The organism is Serratia sp. Ser99, assembly GCF_024519545.1.
GTDB classification, from domain to species: Bacteria; Pseudomonadota; Gammaproteobacteria; order Enterobacterales; family Enterobacteriaceae; genus Serratia; species Serratia liquefaciens.
In genome coordinates this window covers 38,947-58,551 of record NZ_JALJRT010000014.1, presented here as the reverse complement: position 1 = coordinate 58,551, position 19,605 = coordinate 38,947, and the positions used below count along the sequence as shown (strand labels likewise).

The window sequence follows — 19,605 nt, the reverse complement described above, 5'->3', positions numbered from 1 at the left end:
GTCAGCGGCCGCCGGCGGCTTCAATAAAGCTGCCGGTGACGTAAGAAGCGGCATCGGACAGTAACCAGACGATGATTTCCGCCACCTCTTCTGGAGTACCGCCACGCTGCATCGGCAGGCTGCTTTTTACCCGATCAACGCGCCCCGGCTCGCCGCCGCTGGCATGCATTTCGGTATAAATCAGCCCTGGCCGCACGGCATTTACGCGGATGCCCTGCGCCGCCACCTCCAGCGCCAGCCCGGTGGTAAGCGTGTCTACCGCCCCTTTGGAGGCGGCATAGTCGATGTATTCTCCCGGAGCGCCGAGGCGCGCGGCAGCGGAAGAGACATTGACGATCGCCCCGCCCTGGCCGCCATGACGCTGCGCCATGCGCTTCACCGTCTCACGGCAACAGAGAAAATAACCGGTAACGTTGGTACTCAATACCTTATTGATGCGCTCGGCGGTCAGTTGCTCAATCCCCGTCTGCTGAAACAAGATACCGGCGTTGTTAACCAGCGCGCTGATCGGGCCAAGGCCGACATCCAGTGCATTGAACATCGCCACCACCTGATTTTCATCGGCGACATCCGCCCGTAGTGCCAGTGCACGACCGCCCATGGCTTCAATTTCCGCCACCACCTGCGCCGCCGCGGCCTCATCTTTCAGATAGTTAACGCCCACCGCATAACCCTGTCGGGCCAATAACAACGCCGTGGCGCGGCCAATGCCGCGGCTGGCGCCGGTAACCAATACAACTTTCGTCATGTCGTTCCTTTCTCTGGTTGGGAAGTCAGAAACTGTAGCTGGCGCTCAGGAAGGCGATGCCGGCCGTTTTTTTCTCGACGATCGGGCTTTTGGCCGCGTCGCCCAACAGAGTATAGAGACTCACACCGCCCTGAAAGGCAATTTCTGGCGTCAATTGGTAGTTCAGCACGCCGGTAAGCGTGGCTTGCTTAAAGCCGCTACCCGGTCGATACGCGGCGAATGACGTTTGCTGCGCCTGTTGCTGCGTCACGCCAAAATAACCACGCTGGTAACCCTTTTTGGCCCAGGTGGTGCTCAAATCGGTTGAAAACGTCAATGCCTCGCTCAGCGGATAAACTGCCGCGATACCCAGATCGACGTATGCAGTATGCCCCAGGTCCTCATCCCCATAACGCCGTGCTTTGGTGGCCTGCATCCCCTTAACGTAAGTGCGAAAAGGGTCAAATTTATAGCTCAGCTCAATACCGGCTTCAAAAGCGCCATCCAAATTGCCCATGCCTTTCAGCCGCTTGTTGTGACCCCGTAGCGTTTTCACCTCTTCATCCCGTCCACCGTCATAACCCGCCAATAGGGCTATACCGAAGGGCCCGGATAACGGCAACTGCCAGCGAGCACCGTTTTGCAGCCCCAGGCTGAAGTCACCCCAGGCAGACTTCTCGTAACCGGCCTCAATATCGTACAGCGGCACCGCACTGTAGTCTGAAGCTCCCTGATAGTCCGGCGCCACGGCCATGCCGCCGCTGAATTTCAATGACGCCTCTGTGCCATCTTGCGTCAGCCCCTGCAGAGGGAATAACACCAATAACGTCGCCGCGGAATAACCCAGGGTATTTTTCACCGTATCTGCCTTATTATTTAATAAAGGGTTGTAGCGCCACCAGGCGCCGCAATTGTTTTTTAATGCGTGGTTTTAAGCTTTTATAAAAATCCGATGACTCCGTATGCTGAATAAGAGGCAGGGTGGGTAACAATGGGCCGCCACGATCCCCATCTTGCGCATCGACGTGGAAAGACAGCATGGTCAATACCAACAATAAAATTGCGCCTAAGCGGGCAGCCTTCATTGAAAGATTGTCGATACGCATTTTTTCCACCTGAATGATTTATTCAGAGTCGAGCGTACTTGAAAAAGGACGGTGCTCCCTTAACGTCAAATTAATCCCAGATTAAGGTTTGCTTAAGAAGGGGTGAACAAACAGGAGTGCGCCGTTGTCTTCCCCTTGCGGTTGTAGTTATATAGCCGCCAGCGCCGTGACATAAACCGGATACCCCGTGAACATATTGCTTGTGGAAGACGATCTGCAATTGGGCAAAGCCCTGTGCCGTGCTTTGGAGCTGGCCGGGTTTGATTTGTGCTGGGTGCGGCTAATCCATGATGCACAACATAAATTGTCTGAGGGCAGCTTTGATTTAATGCTGCTGGATCTCACCCTGCCCGACGGCGATGGCTTGAAAAAACTGATCGAGTGGCGCGCCGCCGGCCAAAATATTCCGATCATTATTCTCACCGCCCGTGACCGCATTGAAAGCCTGGTCAACAGCCTGGATTCCGGCGCAGATGATTTTCTGGCAAAGCCTTTTGCCCTGCCTGAGCTGATATCCCGCGTAAAGGCGGTAAACCGGCGCATGGCGGGGTTTGCCTCCCAAACCTGGAGCCTGGGCAACCTGTATCTGGACCCGATGAACCACCAGGTCACGCTGGACGACGAACTGCTGCTGCTGTCGAAAAAAGAGTACCGCCTGTTGCACGAACTGATGCGTTGCGCCGGTACCGTGGTGCGTAAGGCCGCCCTGGAACAGCGTCTGTTCGGCAATGGCGATAATGTAGAAAGTAATTCTCTTGAGGTGCACATGCATAATCTGCGACGAAAAATTGGCAAGGAGAGAATTATTACCGTACGCGGCATAGGGTATTTATTGAAAAAAGAGTCTCAGGGATGATTAGCTTCAAATCCTTTTTCATGCGAACCATTGTTTTCCAGGTAATGGCCATACTGGTGCTCTGGGGAGTATTGCTGGGCTGGGTAAAATACCTTTATTATCCAGATGCTGAAAAGTACCTGGATAATCAGCAACGCATTGTCGCACAAGGCATCGCCAATATTCTCGATAAGACTGATATCACCGACAACAATTACACCGACATCATTAAAGATATCGAAGTCATGTATATCGACTCGATTAAAAACGGCATGCAAGACGAGATAGATTATCGCCCGTTATTCGTTGTTTACGACAGCAGTAATCGGATGATCTACGCCTCGCCGCAACAGGACAAAGCATTATTCCTGCCCCCTTCAGTGCTGTCCGGCACCATCAGTTACGCCAACGTGAAGTGGCATATCGCCGGCAGTTGGAGCGATAAACAAAAATATCGGGTGATTGTCGGCGAATCCTTTGACAACCGGACCACCATTTTCGGCAATCCGGCGGAAAGTACCGCGATCCCTTTGCTGGTGATCCTGGCGGCGATCATTGTCACGCTGCTGATCACCGCCTACTTCAGCCTGCGGCCGCTGCGGCAAATTGCCCGTACCATCTCTGACCGTAAACCAGGCAATTTATCGCCGATCAATGTACGGGCGCAATATCAGGAAATTCGGCCTGTGGTGCTGGAAATCAATAAGCTGATGACGCGTATCGATGCCGCCAACCAGCGGGAAAAACGCTTTATGGCGGATGCCGCCCACGAACTGCGCACCCCGATTGCCGCCGTGCTGGCACAGCTGCACCTGTTGACCCAGGTGGCGGATAAAACCGAACGGCAGGAAATTATTGGCGACATGCAACAGGGGCTGGATCGCGCCGCATCGCTGTCGCGCCAGCTGATTGATCTGGCCAAGCTGGAGTCGGAAGACTTCCCACTGAAGATTGAAGCAGTGGATATCTACGCAGAAATCAGCAAATGCATTGCTCAACACGTGCCCTACGCAATGGAGAAGAACGTTGAGCTTTCGCTCGAGGGCAGCGAAAACGTGGTGATCAATACCGATCGCCATTCGCTGATCACCATCTTTACCAACCTGCTGGAAAACGCCATCAAATACGCACCGCCCGGCGGCAGGATCGAAGCCAACATCCGTTCGTTGTCCCCCTTGGGCTGCTATATTACCCTGCGTGACAATGGCCCCGGCGTGAGCCGGGAATACCAAAAACGCCTGTTTGAGCGTTTTTATCGCGTGCCTGGCGTCCAGCAGACAGGCAGCGGCCTGGGGTTGGCCATTGCCAAAAACCTGGCCGATAAAATCGGGGCGCAGCTAAGGATCACCGAAGGGCTTGATGAACGCGGCATCGGGTTTGTCATCGACCTACCGGAAAGTTACCTGATATCGACGGAGAACTAACCCCCCATGACCGATCCCATTTTACTGCAGCAGCACCAGCTTGATGCGCTGTGGCAGATCGACCGCAGTGAAATTATTGATACTCTGTATCGCCTGCAAGACGGGGAGTTACAGCCTTACAGCGACTATTACGATGTACGCGGCTGGGATCCACACGATCGGGAAACCTATACGCCGATCCATGAACAATGCTTTGCCCGCGGCGGGGCATTTTTCGCCCTGTTCGAAAAAGGTCAGATTGTCGCTGCTGCGGCGGTAGATACCTTGCCACGCGGCCCGCAACAGGACTTGCACCAACTGCTGTTTTTCTACGTCGGTGCCGCCCAACGCGGTAAAGGGCTGGGCAAAATCCTGTTCCGCCGTTGTCTACAGCAGGCCAGAAAAGGCGGGGCTCAGGGGCTGTACGTCTCCTCAATCCCCAATAAAAACACCGTGGATTTCTACCTGTCGCAGGGCTGCCAGGTGATTGATCAGCCGGATGCAGAGCTGTTCGCCCGCGAACCGGAAGATATCCACCTGGTTTGCTATTGCCGCTAGCCGCCTATTGGGCAATACGGATCACCGAACGCACGTCGCTTTTCTTGTTCAGATCCCAGACTTCAGCGATCTCTGATAAGCAGTGCTCCTGGGTTTCGACCGAAATCTGCCCTGCCGCCGCCAATGCCAGAATTTCGCTGGCATATCTTTTCATTTCAGCCACCGGCGGGAAGTTGCCGGTGCCGCTGCCCATGATTTGTAGTTGATTACTGCGCAACACCGCCGCCGGCAGTCGGATATCCGGCCCGGCCATCGATCCGACGTTGACCAAACGTATGCCGCGTCCACCTGCGTAGGAAGACAAATCATGGTTGTTAAGCGTCGCAAGCAAGGCTTCGGTCGCTGCCCCCCAGATATAATCGACAATCACCTGATAGCCATGCGGCCCCGCTGCGGCGGCGAAAGCCTGTGTCAGTGCAGCCCCTTCCAGTCCAAGATCGACCGTAGCATCAACGTCCAGCGCATCCAGCACGCTCTGGCGGCGACCGGCTGCGACAATTCGTCCCGCCCCCGCCTGACGTGCAGCCGCCACTGCCAGCTTGCCTGACGTCCCGGTCGCGCCAACAATCAGCACCGTTTCACCGGGCTGTAACTCGGCACGCCAGTGCAGTGGCAGCCAGGCAGCAAACGCCGGGTTAATCAACGCGGCGGCGGTAGCATCATCCACCCCTTTCGGCACCGGCACCGTCCAGGAGGCGAGCGTTCGTTCTGCCAGCGCGCCGTGCGGTTGGCGGAAGGAGGCAAAATAGACCCGTTGACCGTCCGGCGCGTAGCCAACGCCATCGGTGCCGGGCACGATCGGCAGGACCTTCGGGCTTGAGTAATGCGTTCCGGCCACTATGGCGCGATCCAGTTGTTTGATGCCGGCCACGCTCACCGCGATCACCGTTTCCCCTTTACGCGCTACCGGTTCGTCGATATTGCCAAACACCGGTGCCTGCCCTAATGCGTTTACGATTGCTGCTCTCATCATGGATCCTCACGCCGTTCAGATGGCCCTGCGGCGATAATTGAAAAGGGACACTGCATCATGCCGTGTCCCTTGATAATACATCTAGCCGAAAAGTGTTATTGAAATTCGCTCAGCGGCAAGCTGGTTTAAACATCAGAAGCGCCAGGTTACGGCAACGTTACCCTCTAATGAATGACTGCCCTGGCGTAACAGTTCGCTGGAAACGCCGGCGCCCAAAGAGACCGCCTGGTTGAGTTGATACTGCACACCGGCCTGTGCGGCCAACGTATCACGCCCGGCCAAGGTGCTTTCGCTATCAAAGGCAGAGGCGTTATACCCCACAAATTGAGCGCGCTGGGTCACTTTGTTGCTTAACAACTCATGCTGCCAACCCAGGCGCAAAGTGGCTGACAATGCCTGCGAGCCCTGCAACGGCTGCTGGTACAGTGCCTCCACGCCGAGCGTGCTTTGCAGCGAGTCGGCGTAACGCCCCTTAATCTGCAGCGGCGCGGTACCGAACCCGGACTCTTTGATTGTGCGATGAGTGGTCGCGGTATAGTCCAGCGCCGCGACCGGGCCGAGGCTGAAGGTATCGCTTAACGCAAAATGATAGCCGCCGCCCAAGGTCAATGACCCATTCCAGGCCGTCCAGTGACTTTTGCTGGTACCGCTAATGCCGGCAACATCAAACTGGCGCTTCATCTGATTATCCTCCGCCCCTATGCGGCCCAGACCGTAGGCGAAAGGCCCGGCCATCACGTCCTGCGCATAATTGAACTGCATCCCAACATCAAATGAGGTGCTGTTCGTACGTGCCCGATCGGCGCTTTTGGCATTGACCGTTTGCCCGCCGACCGCCGCGTGGAACCCGGTGGTCAGGCCCGCTACCAGCCCGTTACGTTTCTCGGCACCGAACAGCACGCCATAACGCGATGCGTTGTAACCGGCGATATTGCCCGTATTATTTTGCCAATTGCCACCGCCGTAAGGCAGAGCAAAGCTGATCCAATCTGGCTCGTCGCCGGTGGGTGCCAACGTCAGATTGCGTTCCGGTGCAGTCAAGGCACGGGTTAACTGGCGTTCGCGGTCAAATGAGGTCTGAATCAGGCTGTTATAAGCCGACGGCTCCAGTTGAGCCAACGCGCTATTCACCTGCCGGCCTTCGGGGCTGGAGAAGTCCAGCGCGGTCAGTAACGGCCGCAGGTCATCCCCCGCCGTCGCCGCAGCATGGGCTAACGCCAGACCCACATTTCGTTCATTTGCAGTCTGCGCGTACTGGCTGTAGGCCGATGCGTCACGGGTTGCGCTGATTTGATATTGCCCGTCCTCCAGTGGCGCCACCCGGAAGCTCAGCGTCGGTGACTGTGCCTGAATGCTCAACTGCTCGAATTCACCGCTGACCTGGCCTAATTGCAGCAGGGAAGCACTGTTCATCTGCCAGTCCGAGGCATACCAACCTTTGACCGGCAGCAGCTCCAGAGCCCCGCCCAGACTGGATTTACCGCTAACCTGGAGCTGATCCCCCTGCCCCAGACCGTCAAACATCAGTTGCAGGCGCCCTTGTGGCCCTTGAAGATAATTGCCGTCGATCGAAAGTTTGCCAAAAGGAGACCCGGTGGTGAGCAAGCCGTTGTTGGTGAACAGCCCGGCATCCGACAGCGCATAGCGACTATTACCCGCCAATTGGGCGCCCGGTTGGATATCAACGCTATAGACCTGGTGGTCGCCGTTCAGCGTGGTTTTCCCGCCTTCGGCCACCAGCGCCAGGTTATCCTTGCCGCGGATATTGCCGTTATAGGTAAAATCAAAACTGTTATCCGCCACCTCAGTGACCCGCCCCTGCGCATCTGGCTGCAGGCCGAAGGTTAAGCGAGTCAGGCGAGCCTGGTTATTTTCGTCCCATTGTGCGTAGTCGGAAATTATGTCGCCCTGAATATCGGCGCCGCGCATCACGTTAATCGCACCGGCCAATGCATTCACCGACTGGTAGATGGCCGCTTTGGCTCCTTTCAACGAACCGGTGATATCGAAGTTAGACACCAACGGCGCAGCGCGGTATTGAGACAGGTCGACCCCGGCCCACTGCCAGATATACGAGCCACGGTATTCGGTTTCGTTGCCCAGCAGGTTGTTGCCGAAATCCAACCTGGCGGCGATGCCTTCTTTACCGGTGGCTTCCAGGCTGCCGCGTTGAACGATATTGTGGCGATCTCCGTATGCTACCAATAAACCGGTACCGTAATCGCCGTTGGCTTGCACCCGCACGCCAGGTGCAATACTGAGCGTATTCCCTGCGCCATCAATTCTGATACCCGCGGCGGCAACGCCGTCCGCCAAGATATCGCCGCGCTGCTCGACACGATTATTGCTGCCGTAAATGTGCAACCCAACACCCCGTGCTGCGGTATTGGCCTTACCGTCAAGATACGCCGTGCCTGCCGCATTGCGCGCAAAATAACCCTGTTGGTTTACCACTTCCAGGCCGCTGCCGTAAATCGAGCGGCCAAAGAAGTTACGGCGATCGATGTCGTACCCCATGTCCTGCAGCAGCGCCAGCTCGGCCTCCATCATTATGGTGTAATTACGGTAATTTTGGTGGCTCATCAGGCTGCGATCCAGTTCAATGTGGGACATGTAATCATCATCCAGATCGCCCAGTACATCGAGAATACGCACCGGGACACCCGGCATGGCCCCTGCCAATACCTCATTGACGTGGCTGCCTGCGAAATAACCCCGATCTTTGCGTACGTCAAAGGCCGAAGGGTCGTCCGGCCCCTCACACTTAGTACACAAGATAGCCTGCCCCGGCTGCGCCGGATTGCCATTGTCATCAAACAGGTGCGAACTCCAGCTGCCGAACGTCGGGCCAAACTGGGTCACACCATCAGCCACACCGGCATCAGCGCTGATGCCTAATGCATGGGCTATTTCATGAAAAATGATGACTTCCAGATCGGCACGGTGATCGGTGGGGATCAGTGCCGGCGAAGCCTGGCCAGGGGTAAAATCCATTTTCCCGATCTGGACGACGGCATGGGCACCGCTGTTCAATTCGCCGGCATCCTGGCCCTGCAACACTGCCTGAAGCTGGGTCAGGCTAAATGCGGCATCACTGACGTCTGGGCTCATCGCTCCGGCGTTCTCGTCGTCAAAGGTGCCGACGTTGATTACGCCCGGCAATTTGCCCGGTAGGGGTTTGATAATATCGGCCCAGCGTTGCGCGGCGCTGATCACCTGAGCCTTTTGCGCATCATCCAACCCCCAGGAGGAATGCTGGGGGGCACCTTCTTCATTGAAGTAGCTGCCGTCGGTTGGACCGTAGAAGTTCAGTTTAAACACCGTTTGGCCGCTGTTATTCCGAACGTCGTAAGTCTCAATTGCCTGCGCGGAACACAAGGGTAAAGCCGCAACGATTGCGATAGCCAACTTTTTCATAGTGCACTCCCTGTCAGTAAATCTTCCCTGCAAAATAGTTTGCTGATGACAATTTAGCCGCAGGGGTTTAAACGGAAAGTAAACTGGAGAGAGTCTTAAACGATCGGGGTAACAAAATGCAGAAAAATAAAATAACCAGTAATTAATCAAATATATAAGCAAGAAAACTCTCAGGGTTTAGCCATAAAAAAAGCAGCGCATAATGCGCTGCTTCCTGATGGCAAACCTCGCCGAATAAACTTATTCGTAATCGCTCATCGGCACGCAGGAACAGAACAGGTTACGATCGCCGTACACGTCATCCAGACGCTTCACGCTCGGCCAGTATTTGTTCTCACGTACCCCGGCGATAGGGAACACCGCCAGCTCACGGCTGTAGGCGTGCTGCCAATCGCTGACCAGCTCCGCCTGCACGTGTGGGGCATTTACCAGCGGGTTATCTTCCAGCGGCCATTCACCTTTTGCTACCCGGTCAATTTCTGCGCGAATCGCCAGCATCGCATCAATAAAGCGATCCAGTTCGACCTTGCTCTCCGACTCGGTTGGCTCAACCATCAGCGTGCCCGCCACCGGGAACGACATGGTCGGCGCATGGAAGCCGTAGTCGATCAGACGTTTGGCGATATCCATTTCGCTGATGCCGGTTTCTTCCTTCAGCGGACGAATATCGAGAATACATTCATGCGCCACGCGATGATCGCGACCGGTATACAGCACTGGGTAAGCGTCCTTCAAACGGGTCGCAATATAGTTGGCATTAAGGATTGCCACCTGGCTGGCCTGCTTCAACCCTTCCGCGCCCATCATTCGGATATACATCCAGCTGATTGGCAGGATAGAAGCACTGCCGAACGGCGCAGCGGAGACCGCGCCCTGCTGGGTGGTCACGCCGTCGATCTGCACCACACTGTGGCCTGGAACGAATGGGGCCAGGTGGGCTTTCACGCCGATAGGGCCCATGCCTGGACCACCGCCGCCATGAGGGATACAGAAGGTTTTATGCAGGTTAAGGTGCGAAACGTCCGCCCCGATGTAACCTGGGGTGGTGATGCCCACCTGCGCATTCATATTGGCACCGTCGAGGTAGACCTGGCCGCCGAACTGGTGAACGATCTGGCACACTTCACGGATGGTTTCTTCGTACACGCCGTGGGTCGACGGGTAGGTCACCATGATGCAAGACAGTTCTTCGCCCGCCTGTTCTGCCTTGACGCGCAGGTCATGCAGATCGATGTTGCCGTTCTTGTCGCAGGCGACCACCACCACGCTCATGCCCGCCATTTGCGCGGAAGCAGGGTTGGTGCCGTGCGCAGAGCTTGGGATCAGGCAAATATGACGGCCCGCTTCATTGCGGCTTTCATGGTAACGGCGGATCGCCAGCAAACCGGCGTATTCACCCTGTGCGCCGGAGTTCGGCTGCATGCAAACCGCATCATAACCAGTCAGTTGCACCAGCCACTGCGACAGTTGACCAATCATTTGTTGGTAACCTGCCGCCTGCTCCGGTGGACAGAACGGATGCAGTTCGGAGAATTCAGGCCAGGTAATCGGGATCATTTCCGCCGCGGCATTGAGCTTCATGGTGCAGGAACCCAGCGGGATCATCGCCTGGTTGAGCGCCAGATCCTTGCGTTCCAGACGGTGCATATAGCGCATCATCTCGGTTTCGCTGTGATAACGATTAAACACCGGGTGAGTCAGGATCGGATCCTGACGCAGCATGGCGGCAGGGATCGACTGGCTGTTTTTACTCACCGCGGCGTCCAGCGCGTCGATGTCCAGACCGTGGTCGTCACCCGCCAGCAAGGCAAACAGCGTCTGCACGTCTTCACGTGAGGTCGCTTCGTCCAGCGTAATGCCTACGGCACCGTGAATGTCGGTACGCAAGTTGATGCCGAAGCTCAATGCACGTTCCAGCACCGCAGCCTTGTCTTTCACTTCTACCGTCAGGGTGTCGAACCAGGTTTTATGGCGCAATGCCAGCCCGGCTTGTTGCAGCCCGGCAGCCAGAATATCGGTCAGACGATGGATGCGCCCGGCGATGCGTTGCAGGCCCTGCGGGCCATGGTACACCGCATACAGGCTGGCTATGTTGGCCAGCAGCACCTGCGAGGTACAGATATTCGAGTTGGCTTTTTCGCGGCGGATATGTTGCTCACGGGTTTGCATCGCCATGCGCAGCGCGGTGTTGCCGGCGGCATCGCGGGAAACGCCAATGATACGGCCCGGCATTGAGCGTTTGAATTCGTCGCGACAGGCAAAGAAGGCGGCATGTGGGCCGCCGTAGCCCATCGGCACGCCGAAACGCTGTGCAGAACCGAACACCACGTCGGCTCCCTGTTTGCCCGGAGCGGTCAGCAGCACCAACGCCATAATGTCGGCTGCCACGCTGGTGCCGATTTTACGGTTCTTCAGCTCGGCCAGCAGTGCGCTGTAGTCGTGCAGTTCACCGGTGGTACCGACCTGTTGCAGCAGCACGCCGAACACGCCTTGCAGCTCCAGAACTTTCTCGGCTTTATCCACGATCACTTCGAAACCGAAGGTTTCGGCGCGGGTACGCACCACATCCAGCGTCTGAGGATGTACGTCATCAGCCACGAAGAAACGGTTGGCGTCTTTCAGCTTGCTGGCGCGTTTGGCCAGCGCCATCGCTTCGGCAGCCGCAGTGGCTTCGTCCAACAGCGAGGCGGACGCCAGATCCAAACCGGTCAAATCCAGGGTCAGGGTTTGGAAGTTCAACAGCGCCTCAAGACGGCCCTGGGATACTTCTGGCTGATACGGGGTATAAGCGGTGTACCAACCTGGGTTTTCCAGCATGTTGCGCAGGATCACCGGCGGCGTCAGCACCGCGCTGTAGCCCATACCGATATAGGATTTGTAGCGCTGATTCTGCGAGGCAATCGCCTTCAGTTCGGCCAACGCCTGATGTTCAGTTGCCGCATCGCCCACCGGCGGCGGCGCAGGCAGTTGAATGTCTGCCGGCACAATCTGTTGGATCAGCGCGCTGAGCGAGCGTGCGCCCACCGCTTCCAGCAACTGCTGCTGTTGTTCTGCAGAAGAGCCGATGTGACGTTCGATGAACGCTTCGCTGTGTTCAAGTTGGCTGAGTGTCTGAGTCATTGCTACAAATTCCTGAATTCTGGCGTGGTACGGGATATAGCCTTAACTAAAACGCCCCGGCAGAAAGACCTGGGGCGTTGCATGGATTACTCGTCGATAGAAGCCTGATAAGCACCGGCGTCCAGCAGGTTCGCCAGCTCGCTCTCGTCTGATGCTTTAATCTGGAACAGGAAACCTTCACCGTAAGGCTCGCTGTTCACCAGCTCCGGAGAACCTTCCAGTTCAGCGTTTACCGCTACGATTTCGCCGCTGATTGGCGCGTAAATGTCCGATGCCGCCTTAACGGATTCCGCCACGGCGCAATCTTCGCCTGCGGCAACGACACGGCCCACTTCGGGCAAATCAACAAACACCATATCGCCCAGCAGTTCCTGCGCGTGTTCGGTGATACCTACGGTGTAAACGCCGTTACCTTCTGAACGAACCCACTCGTGGGAGGATGCGTATTTCAATTCTGTTGGCACATTGCTCATCGCCAGCTACTCCTTCGAAGAAATAAAGAATCAATAAACAAAAATTAATTAATCAGTGACTTACCGGCACGCACAAAGCCAGGTTTGGTGACCCTGACCGGCATTTCACGGTTGCGGATCTGTACGATAGCCTGTTCGCCGATACCGGCAGGGACGCGGGCCAGGGCGATGCTGAAGCCCAGGGTCGGTGAAAATGAACCGCTGGTGATCACCCCTTCATGCGTCTGGCCTGCCGCATCGGTGAAACGCACCGGCAGCTCATTACGTAATACGCCTTTTTCCGTCATGATCAAGCCGACCAGTTGTTCGGTGCCCTGCTCACGCTGTTTTTCCAGCGCGTCACGACCGATGAACTGACGATCTTCCGGCTGCCAGGCGATGGTCCAGCCCATGTTGGCGGCCAACGGCGAAATACTTTCATCCATCTCCTGGCCATACAGGTTCATGCCAGCTTCCAGACGCAGCGTGTCACGCGCACCCAGCCCGGCTGGCTTAACGCCTGCCGCCAGCAGTTGCTGCCAGAAATCCGCCGCCTGCTCTTTCGGCAGGGCGATTTCATAACCCGCTTCGCCGGTATAACCGGTGGTGGCGATAAACAGATCCCCTGCCTGCACGCCGAAGAAAGGCTTCATGCCTTCAACCGCGTTTTTTTGTTCCGGGGTGAATAAGGTAGCCGCGCGTTCTTTGGCCTGTGGGCCCTGCACTGCAATCAGCGCCAGATCGTCACGCACCGTCAGCGTTACGCCATACGGCGCTGCGTGCTCTTCGATCCAGGCCAGATCTTTGTCGCGAGTGGCGGAGTTCACCACCAGGCGGAAATAGTCTTCAGTAAAGAAGTAAACGATCAGGTCGTCGATTACGCCGCCGGACGCGTTCAGCATGCCGGTGTACAGCGCTTTGCCAGGCTGGGTGAGCTTGGCGACATCGTTCGCCAGCAGGTAACGCAGGAATTCGCGGGTACGGGCACCGCGCAAATCAACAATGGTCATATGGGAGACGTCGAACATACCGGCATCCTGACGCACGGCGTGGTGCTCATCGATCTGGGAGCCATAATGCAGCGGCATCATCCAGCCATGAAAATCTACCATGCGCGCACCGCACGCCACGTGCTGGTCGTACAGTGGGGTTTGCTTTGCCATCTTTTCCCTCATTCCACTCAGAAGCTGAAGATAGGGTGCTGCTACGCAATACGTCAGATTATGGCTCGTGGCCGGATTGCGTGGCGCACTGACTGCCCAACAGAAACGCTGCGTCGAAATTGACAAAAACTGCGGCAAATCGCCGCGACGCAAACGATACCTTTGCTCTGACGTTATCACCGAACGACCACATTAACCATAAGTTAAAATAGGCTGGGCGGCGTTCTACGCCAGTAAAAAGCTGGGCTAGTGTGCAGAGTTTTAAACTGGAAAACTGCGCTTTAAGGCACAAAACCAACAATTAGAGCACCAAAAATCCGAAGTTATATAACAAACCCACGGCCAGAGACGGAATTTCGACTTTTGATAACCGGTTATGGAATTAGAAAAAGTAATGGTAAAAACAGCCTGAAATTAGATTATTTCAAATGAAGGGTTATATAAGGAAAAGCTATGAGCATAAGGCGCAGATCTGCGCCTTTGGAGAGCGATAACGCTACGGGGAAACAAGACAGAAAGACCGGCAAACCGGTCTCTCTCAGGCGGTGATCAGGCCAGCCAATCCGGCAGATCGTTCAGGCCCATAGCCTGGCGCACCAGCTTCGGCTTCACGCCCGGCAGGCTGTCAGCCAGCCGCAGCCCGACATCGCGCAGCAACTTCTTCGCCGGGTGATTGCCGTCAAACAGTTCGCGGAACCCTTGCATGCTGGCCAGCATGACCGCTGCACCGTGTTTGCGACGACGCTCATAGCGGCGCAGATACAGGTGTTGACCGATGTCCTTGCCCTGACGTTGCAGGCGGCGCAATTCGGCGATCAGCTCGGCGGCGTCCATAAAGCCCAGGTTGACCCCCTGGCCAGCCAACGGATGTACGGTATGGGCAGCATCGCCCACTAATGCCAGACGGTGTGCAGCAAAGCTACGCGCATAGCGCCCGGTCAACGGGAAGGTCTGGCGTTCGCTTTCCAACTGGCAGGCGCCAAGGCGCAGATCGAAGGCCATCGCCAACTCACGGTTAAACTGCTCGGGCCCCAGTTGCCTGAGGCGTTCGGCCTCTTCAGGAGCAACCGACCAGACGATGGAGCTTAAATGCGGATCGCTGAACGGCAGAAATGCCAGAATGCCGTCGCCGTGGAATACCTGACGCGCCGTCGCCAAATGCGGCTCTTCGGTGCGAATGGTGGCCACCAACGCATGATGGCGGTAGTCCCAGAAGGTCAACGGGATATCGGCATGCTGACGCAGCCAGGAGTGAGCGCCGTCGGCGCCGATCACCAGCCGGGCGGTCAGCATGCGGCCGTCCTCGAGGGTGATAAACGCGTCGTTTTCGCCCCAGGCTACCTGTTTGAGCGCCGCCGGGGTAATCAGCGTGACATCGCTCAGGCTTGCCGCCCGTTTCCACAACGCCTGCTGGATCACCGAGTTTTCAATGATGTGGCCGAGGTGGCTGAAGCCGCATTCGTCACCGCGGAAGGCAATCTTGCCGAAGCTGTCGCGATCCCACACTTCCATCGCGTTATAGGCACTGGCGCGCAGGTTGAGGATCTCGTCCCAGACGCCAATATGCTGCAGCAGGCGCTCGCTGGCGGCGTTGATGGCGGATACGCGCAGTGCCGGCTGTGGCGACGGCGGTGTCATATCCGGTTGCTGATGCTCCAGCACCGCAATGCGCAGGCCGCTGCCCTGCAATCCGCAAGCCAGTGCCAGCCCCACCATACCGCCACCGGCGATAACCACGTCAAATGATTGCATGCTGCTTAATTTCCTTAAATGACGCGCTGCGCAGTGATTGCCCAGCGCTTTTGGGCGCAACACGCTGCGCCGCTACTGAATATCGCCTAGCGATCTACCCAGCCCAAAGTCCGCTTGGCAAAGGCATCACGCACCGCCGGCAATTGGGCCATCGCCATCAGACCGAGATTACGTCCGACCACCAAAGGACCGTAACGGTTGGCGAACAGCCGGATCAAACCGTCGGTGACGCCAATCGTCGCTTGCTGATCCTGCTGGCGGCGTTGTTGATAACGACTCAACAACGCATAGCCACCGGGATCTTCTCCGTCCTGCTGTGCCTGGGCCAGCGTTTCCGCCAGCGACATCACGTCGCGCAGGCCAAGGTTGAACCCCTGACCGGCGATCGGATGCAACGTCTGGGCGGCATTGCCCACCAGAGCCAGCCGATGGCTGACGTGCTGATTAGCGGTCAATAGGCTGAGCGGATAGCTGTGGCGCTTACCGGCACGCAGGATCCGCCCCAATCGCCAGCCGAACGCCTGCTGCAATTCACTGATAAAGCGTGCATCGTCCCACGCATCAACCTGTTCACGATCTTCGCGTGCATGGCACCACACCAATGAGCTACGCCCCTGGGACATTGGCAACAGCGCCAAAGGCCCGTAGCGGGTGAAACGCTCAAAGGCACGCCCTTGCGGATGCACTGCCGTGGTTACGTTGGCGATGGTGGCAAACTGCGGATAGTCACTTTGCTGCCATTGCAGATTACAGGCCTGAGCCAGCGCCGAGCGCGAGCCGTCCGCTGCCACCAGCAGTTTTCCACTGATACGCTGGCCATTATCCAGCAATACCTCGGCCTGCTCCACCGTGCGCACCACATCGATCACTCTGGCCGGACAATGCAGCGTGACGCCGGGTGCCTTGGCCAGCAACGCAAACAACCGTTGCCCGGCGTCGTGCAGTTCAATCACCTGCCCTAGCGCGTCAACCTGATAGTCTTGCGCGTACAGATTAACGAACCCGGCGTGACCGCGATCGCTGACGTGTACCTCGGTGATGGCCGTCGCACAATCGCGTAGTGCCGGCCAAACGCCGATACGCGTCAACTGTTGGCAGGTGCCCTGCGCCAAGGCAATGGCGCGGGCGTCAAACCCCGGATGGCTACGATCGTCCGGTCGGGTGGCTTCGACCAGATCAACCGCCATTCTTCCCTGAGTGAGCGATGAAATGGCCAGCGCCAAGGTCGCGCCCGCCATGCCGCCGCCAACAATAATTACGCTCATGCCGTTACCTTGCCGCCGCCATCAGTGCTTCGATGGCGTCAGCGTCTTTCACTACGCTGGCGGTCAAGTTTTCATTACCGTTGGCAGTGATCACAATGTCATCTTCAATGCGAATGCCCATGCCGCGGTACTCTTCCGGCACGTCAGCATCCGGCGCGATGTACAGCCCTGGCTCGACGGTAAACACCATGCCCGGCTCCAGCGTGCGGTCACGGTTTGGCGTGCCGTAATGCCCAACGTCGTGCACATCCAGCCCCAGCCAGTGGCCAAGTCCATGCATGTAGAACTGACGATGGGCCTGTTCGGCAATTAGCTGCTCCACTTCGCCCTTCAGGATCCCCAGTTCCACCAGCCCGGTGATCATGATGCGTACCACCTCATCATTAACCTCACGGATACTGGTACCCGGTTTGAACAGTTCCAGGGCACGCGTCAGCGATGCCAGCACGATGTCATACACCGCACGCTGTGGCCGGCTGAACTTGCCGTTGACCGGGAAGGTACGAGTGATGTCGCCCGCGTAGCCTTTATACTCACAGCCAGCGTCGACCAGCACCAGATCGCCATCGCGCAATTCACTTTCATTTTCGGTGTAGTGCAAAATGCAGGCGTTGTCACCGCCGCCAACAATGGTGTTGTAAGACGGATAACGAGCGCCAAAGCGGGTAAATTCGTGATGAATTTCTGCTTCAAGCTGGTATTCGAACATGCCGGGGCGGCATTTCTGCATCGCGCGGGTATGGGCCAGCGCGCTGATTTCACCGACTCGGCGCATGATCGCCAGCTCTTCAGACGATTTGAACAGGCGCATTTCATGCACCCACGGACGCCAGTCGGTCACGGTCGCCGGTGCCTGAAGATTCTGGCGGAAACCCTTACGCAGTTTGTCCAGCGCGTCGAACAGGATTTTATCGGCGTAGTCGTATTGGCCCTGCCCGTGGTAAACCACGTCCAGGCCATTGAGCAGCAGGGGTAATTGATCGTTGATTTCATCGAACGGCAGCGCGCGGTCCACGCCCAGTTTCGCCGGAGCCGCTTCTTGCCCCAGGCGACGGCCAAACCAGATTTCCGCCGTCAGGTCGCGCACCCGGTTGAACAGCACGCTGTGGTTGTGCGTCTCGTCGCTCTTGACCAGAATCAGCACCGAACCCGGTTCGTTGAAGCCGGTCAGATACCAGAAATCGCTGTTCTGACGGTAGGGATATTCGGTATCTGCACTGCGCGTCACTTCCGGCGCAGAGAAAATAATTGCCGCGCTGGCCGGAGCCATTTTAGCCAACAGCGCCTGACGGCGGCCGTTGAATTCCTGCTGAGTCATCACCTTCTCCTGAAATCAATCTGCCTGTGCTCACGGCCGCTAAGGACGTGAAATCGGGTGTTTAGTGCAAGGTCGGTTTGGCATTTTCCGGCGCCGTCGGCTTATGGCGGGTAAATTCGGTGTGGCACAAAATGGCCGCCACACGCACGTACTCCACCACTTCCTCCAGAGAGTGCTCAAGCTCTTCCTGGTCTTCGTCTTCGTCATAACCGAGCTGAGCGATATTGCGCAGATCGTCGATCGCCTCGCCCACTTCGTCTTTCACCTGCGCCAGCTTGGGTTGCATCATGCCCAGCCCCAGCAGGAAATGATTCACCCAACCGGCCAGCGCATCGGCGCGGTCAAACACGCTGACGGTTTCGCCTTCCGGCATCATCAATTGGAACATGAAGTCGTCGTCTTCCAGCGTTTCACGCGTGATTTCATGAAGTTGCTGTAACGGCAGGCTGAGCGCCTGCGGGAAGGCCACGCCTTCATTGGTCAGATCGTAGACCAGCGATTGCCAGCCGGCGTCGCGGCTGCCACCGCACAGCAGGCCGCTGATCAGGCCGTGCATTTCTGCTGCGGTTAACGCCACCGCTTGCTGGTTGAGAGCAACGGTCAAAGATTGGTAACTTGGAAATGTATTCTGTATAGACATGCGCATTCGTCATCGTTGGCAGGATAAGTTCGTGTTATGCTACCACCAAGGTCCGTCGCTGTACCAGATAAGCGCGACACCTCAGTGGCTAGTTATAATCGTGATGTGTCAGAACTCACACGCTGCCGGCAGGGGACGAAATGACGCTAAATACGCATTTTGAAACCCTTTTTTGACTGGTAATGTCTGACGCAGTAGATTACAACCAGGTACTGAAAAAGGGGTTGTATCTTGGTACCGAGGTATATATAGTGGCGCCCGCTTTGGTAGGCCCGGTCAGGGCAAGCTGGGGCTGGCGCGAAATTTAGGCAGGAAGGTGGCATGTCTGCACAACCGGTAGATATTCAAATTTTTGGTCGCTCTTTAAGAGTCAATTGCCCGCCAGAACAACAAGATGCGTTGAACATGGCCGCGGTCGATCTTAACGAACGGTTGCAAGATCTTAAAGTTCGCACTAGAGTCACAAATACTGAGCAGCTCGTTTTCATCGCAGCATTGAACGTTTGTCATGAACTTGCTCAAGAACGGTTGAAAACCCGTGATTATGCGTCCAATATGGAACAACGCATTCGCATGCTGCAACAGACCATTGAACAGGCTTTGCTTGAACAGGGTCGCATCTCTGAACGTCAGGATGCACAATTCGAATAACTTAAGTTGCTGAAACCTCAGGTTTTGGCAATGAGTAAAAAATTTCTCTGAGATGTTCGCCAGCGGGCCAGTCCCCTGAGCCGATATTTAGTACCAACAGAATGTGATGATCCGCGATCGGTGTGCATGCTCGGCCCGCCGAGAAGCCTTAAGATTGCGACAGCACGTTCACCTTGAACCATGGGTTCAAGGGTTACAGCCTGCGACGGCATCTCGGAGATTCCC

Annotated in this window: 16 protein-coding genes and 1 other RNA gene; 5 read left to right on the top strand and 12 right to left on the bottom strand. The window is 56.6% G+C overall.

Features of this window, described 5'->3' with window-relative positions; translation table 11 throughout:
* Position 1: 1 nt before the first annotated feature.
* The 3 genes from NR114_RS21945 to NR114_RS21935 are packed head-to-tail and all read right to left on the bottom strand — an operon-like array spanning position 2 to position 1,833.
* A complete protein-coding gene (locus NR114_RS21945; RefSeq protein ID WP_020828485.1) occupies positions 2-748 on the bottom strand; it encodes an SDR family oxidoreductase in 747 nt (248 codons plus the stop codon).
* A 25-nt stretch (positions 749-773) separates the two neighbouring features.
* Positions 774-1,586 (bottom strand): MipA/OmpV family protein, encoded by an 813-nt coding sequence (locus tag NR114_RS21940; RefSeq protein ID WP_234529025.1) that lies wholly within the window; start codon positions 1,584-1,586, stop codon positions 774-776.
* A 13-nt stretch (positions 1,587-1,599) separates the two neighbouring features.
* On the bottom strand, positions 1,600-1,833 hold the full coding sequence (locus tag NR114_RS21935) for a hypothetical protein (RefSeq protein ID WP_128865167.1): 234 nt from the start codon (positions 1,831-1,833) through the stop codon (positions 1,600-1,602).
* A gap of 187 nt (positions 1,834-2,020) precedes the next feature.
* On the opposite strand from NR114_RS21935, the gene NR114_RS21930 reads away from it, so the two are divergent.
* Genes NR114_RS21930 through NR114_RS21920 form a run of 3 tightly spaced genes read left to right on the top strand, consistent with a single transcriptional unit; the run spans position 2,021 to position 4,629 of the window.
* Positions 2,021-2,689 (top strand): response regulator, encoded by a 669-nt coding sequence (locus tag NR114_RS21930; RefSeq protein WP_234529024.1) that lies wholly within the window; start codon positions 2,021-2,023, stop codon positions 2,687-2,689.
* A complete protein-coding gene (locus NR114_RS21925) occupies positions 2,686-4,092 on the top strand; it encodes an ATP-binding protein (RefSeq protein WP_256814497.1) in 1,407 nt (468 codons plus the stop codon). Before NR114_RS21930 ends, NR114_RS21925 begins: the two co-directional genes overlap by 4 nt.
* Before the next feature lie 6 nt (positions 4,093-4,098).
* On the top strand, positions 4,099-4,629 hold the full coding sequence (locus NR114_RS21920; RefSeq protein ID WP_128865169.1) for a GNAT family N-acetyltransferase: 531 nt from the start codon (positions 4,099-4,101) through the stop codon (positions 4,627-4,629).
* Positions 4,630-4,633: 4 nt separating this feature from the next.
* Here the strand turns inward: NR114_RS21920 and NR114_RS21915 are convergent, their stop codons facing one another.
* The 9 genes from NR114_RS21915 to NR114_RS21875 all read right to left on the bottom strand — a co-directional run bounded on the left by NR114_RS21915 (position 4,634) and on the right by NR114_RS21875 (position 18,729).
* Positions 4,634-5,599 carry a zinc-binding alcohol dehydrogenase family protein gene (locus NR114_RS21915; protein ID WP_256814496.1) on the bottom strand — a complete coding sequence of 322 codons (966 nt, stop codon included), beginning with the start codon at positions 5,597-5,599 and terminating at the stop codon, positions 4,634-4,636.
* Between the two features lie 135 nt (positions 5,600-5,734).
* The gene (locus tag NR114_RS21910) at positions 5,735-9,019 is read right to left on the bottom strand and encodes an autotransporter domain-containing protein (protein ID WP_234529021.1); all 3,285 of its coding nucleotides are present in this window, start codon (positions 9,017-9,019) and stop codon (positions 5,735-5,737) included.
* Positions 9,020-9,259: 240 nt separating this feature from the next.
* Entirely contained in the window at positions 9,260-12,139 is a 2,880-nt protein-coding gene (gene gcvP / locus NR114_RS21905; protein WP_020828493.1) for an aminomethyl-transferring glycine dehydrogenase, read from the bottom strand.
* An 86-nt stretch (positions 12,140-12,225) separates the two neighbouring features.
* On the bottom strand, positions 12,226-12,612 hold the full coding sequence (gene gcvH / locus NR114_RS21900; protein WP_020828494.1) for a glycine cleavage system protein GcvH: 387 nt from the start codon (positions 12,610-12,612) through the stop codon (positions 12,226-12,228).
* Between the two features lie 44 nt (positions 12,613-12,656).
* Positions 12,657-13,754, bottom strand: coding sequence for a glycine cleavage system aminomethyltransferase GcvT (gcvT, locus tag NR114_RS21895; protein WP_048760857.1), 1,098 nt, complete (start codon positions 13,752-13,754; stop codon positions 12,657-12,659).
* Positions 13,755-14,303: 549 nt separating this feature from the next.
* On the bottom strand, positions 14,304-15,506 hold the full coding sequence (gene ubiI, locus NR114_RS21890; protein WP_234529020.1) for an FAD-dependent 2-octaprenylphenol hydroxylase: 1,203 nt from the start codon (positions 15,504-15,506) through the stop codon (positions 14,304-14,306).
* Positions 15,507-15,592: 86 nt separating this feature from the next.
* The gene (gene ubiH / locus NR114_RS21885) at positions 15,593-16,771 is read right to left on the bottom strand and encodes a 2-octaprenyl-6-methoxyphenyl hydroxylase (protein ID WP_234529019.1); all 1,179 of its coding nucleotides are present in this window, start codon (positions 16,769-16,771) and stop codon (positions 15,593-15,595) included.
* Between the two features lie 4 nt (positions 16,772-16,775).
* On the bottom strand, positions 16,776-18,089 hold the full coding sequence (gene pepP / locus NR114_RS21880) for a Xaa-Pro aminopeptidase (RefSeq protein ID WP_234529018.1): 1,314 nt from the start codon (positions 18,087-18,089) through the stop codon (positions 16,776-16,778).
* Between the two features lie 61 nt (positions 18,090-18,150).
* Positions 18,151-18,729: a YecA family protein gene (locus tag NR114_RS21875; RefSeq protein ID WP_041414927.1), complete on the bottom strand. Its 579-nt coding sequence runs from the start codon at positions 18,727-18,729 to the stop codon at positions 18,151-18,153.
* 321 nt (positions 18,730-19,050) lie between these two features.
* Between NR114_RS21875 and zapA the strand changes: the two genes are divergently transcribed.
* Together zapA and ssrS are read left to right on the top strand one after the other, a co-directional pair.
* Positions 19,051-19,380 (top strand): cell division protein ZapA, encoded by a 330-nt coding sequence (gene zapA, locus NR114_RS21870; protein ID WP_012146623.1) that lies wholly within the window; start codon positions 19,051-19,053, stop codon positions 19,378-19,380.
* 41 nt (positions 19,381-19,421) lie between these two features.
* A non-coding RNA gene (gene ssrS, locus NR114_RS21865) (6S RNA) lies at positions 19,422-19,604 on the top strand.
* Position 19,605 lies beyond the last annotated feature (1 nt).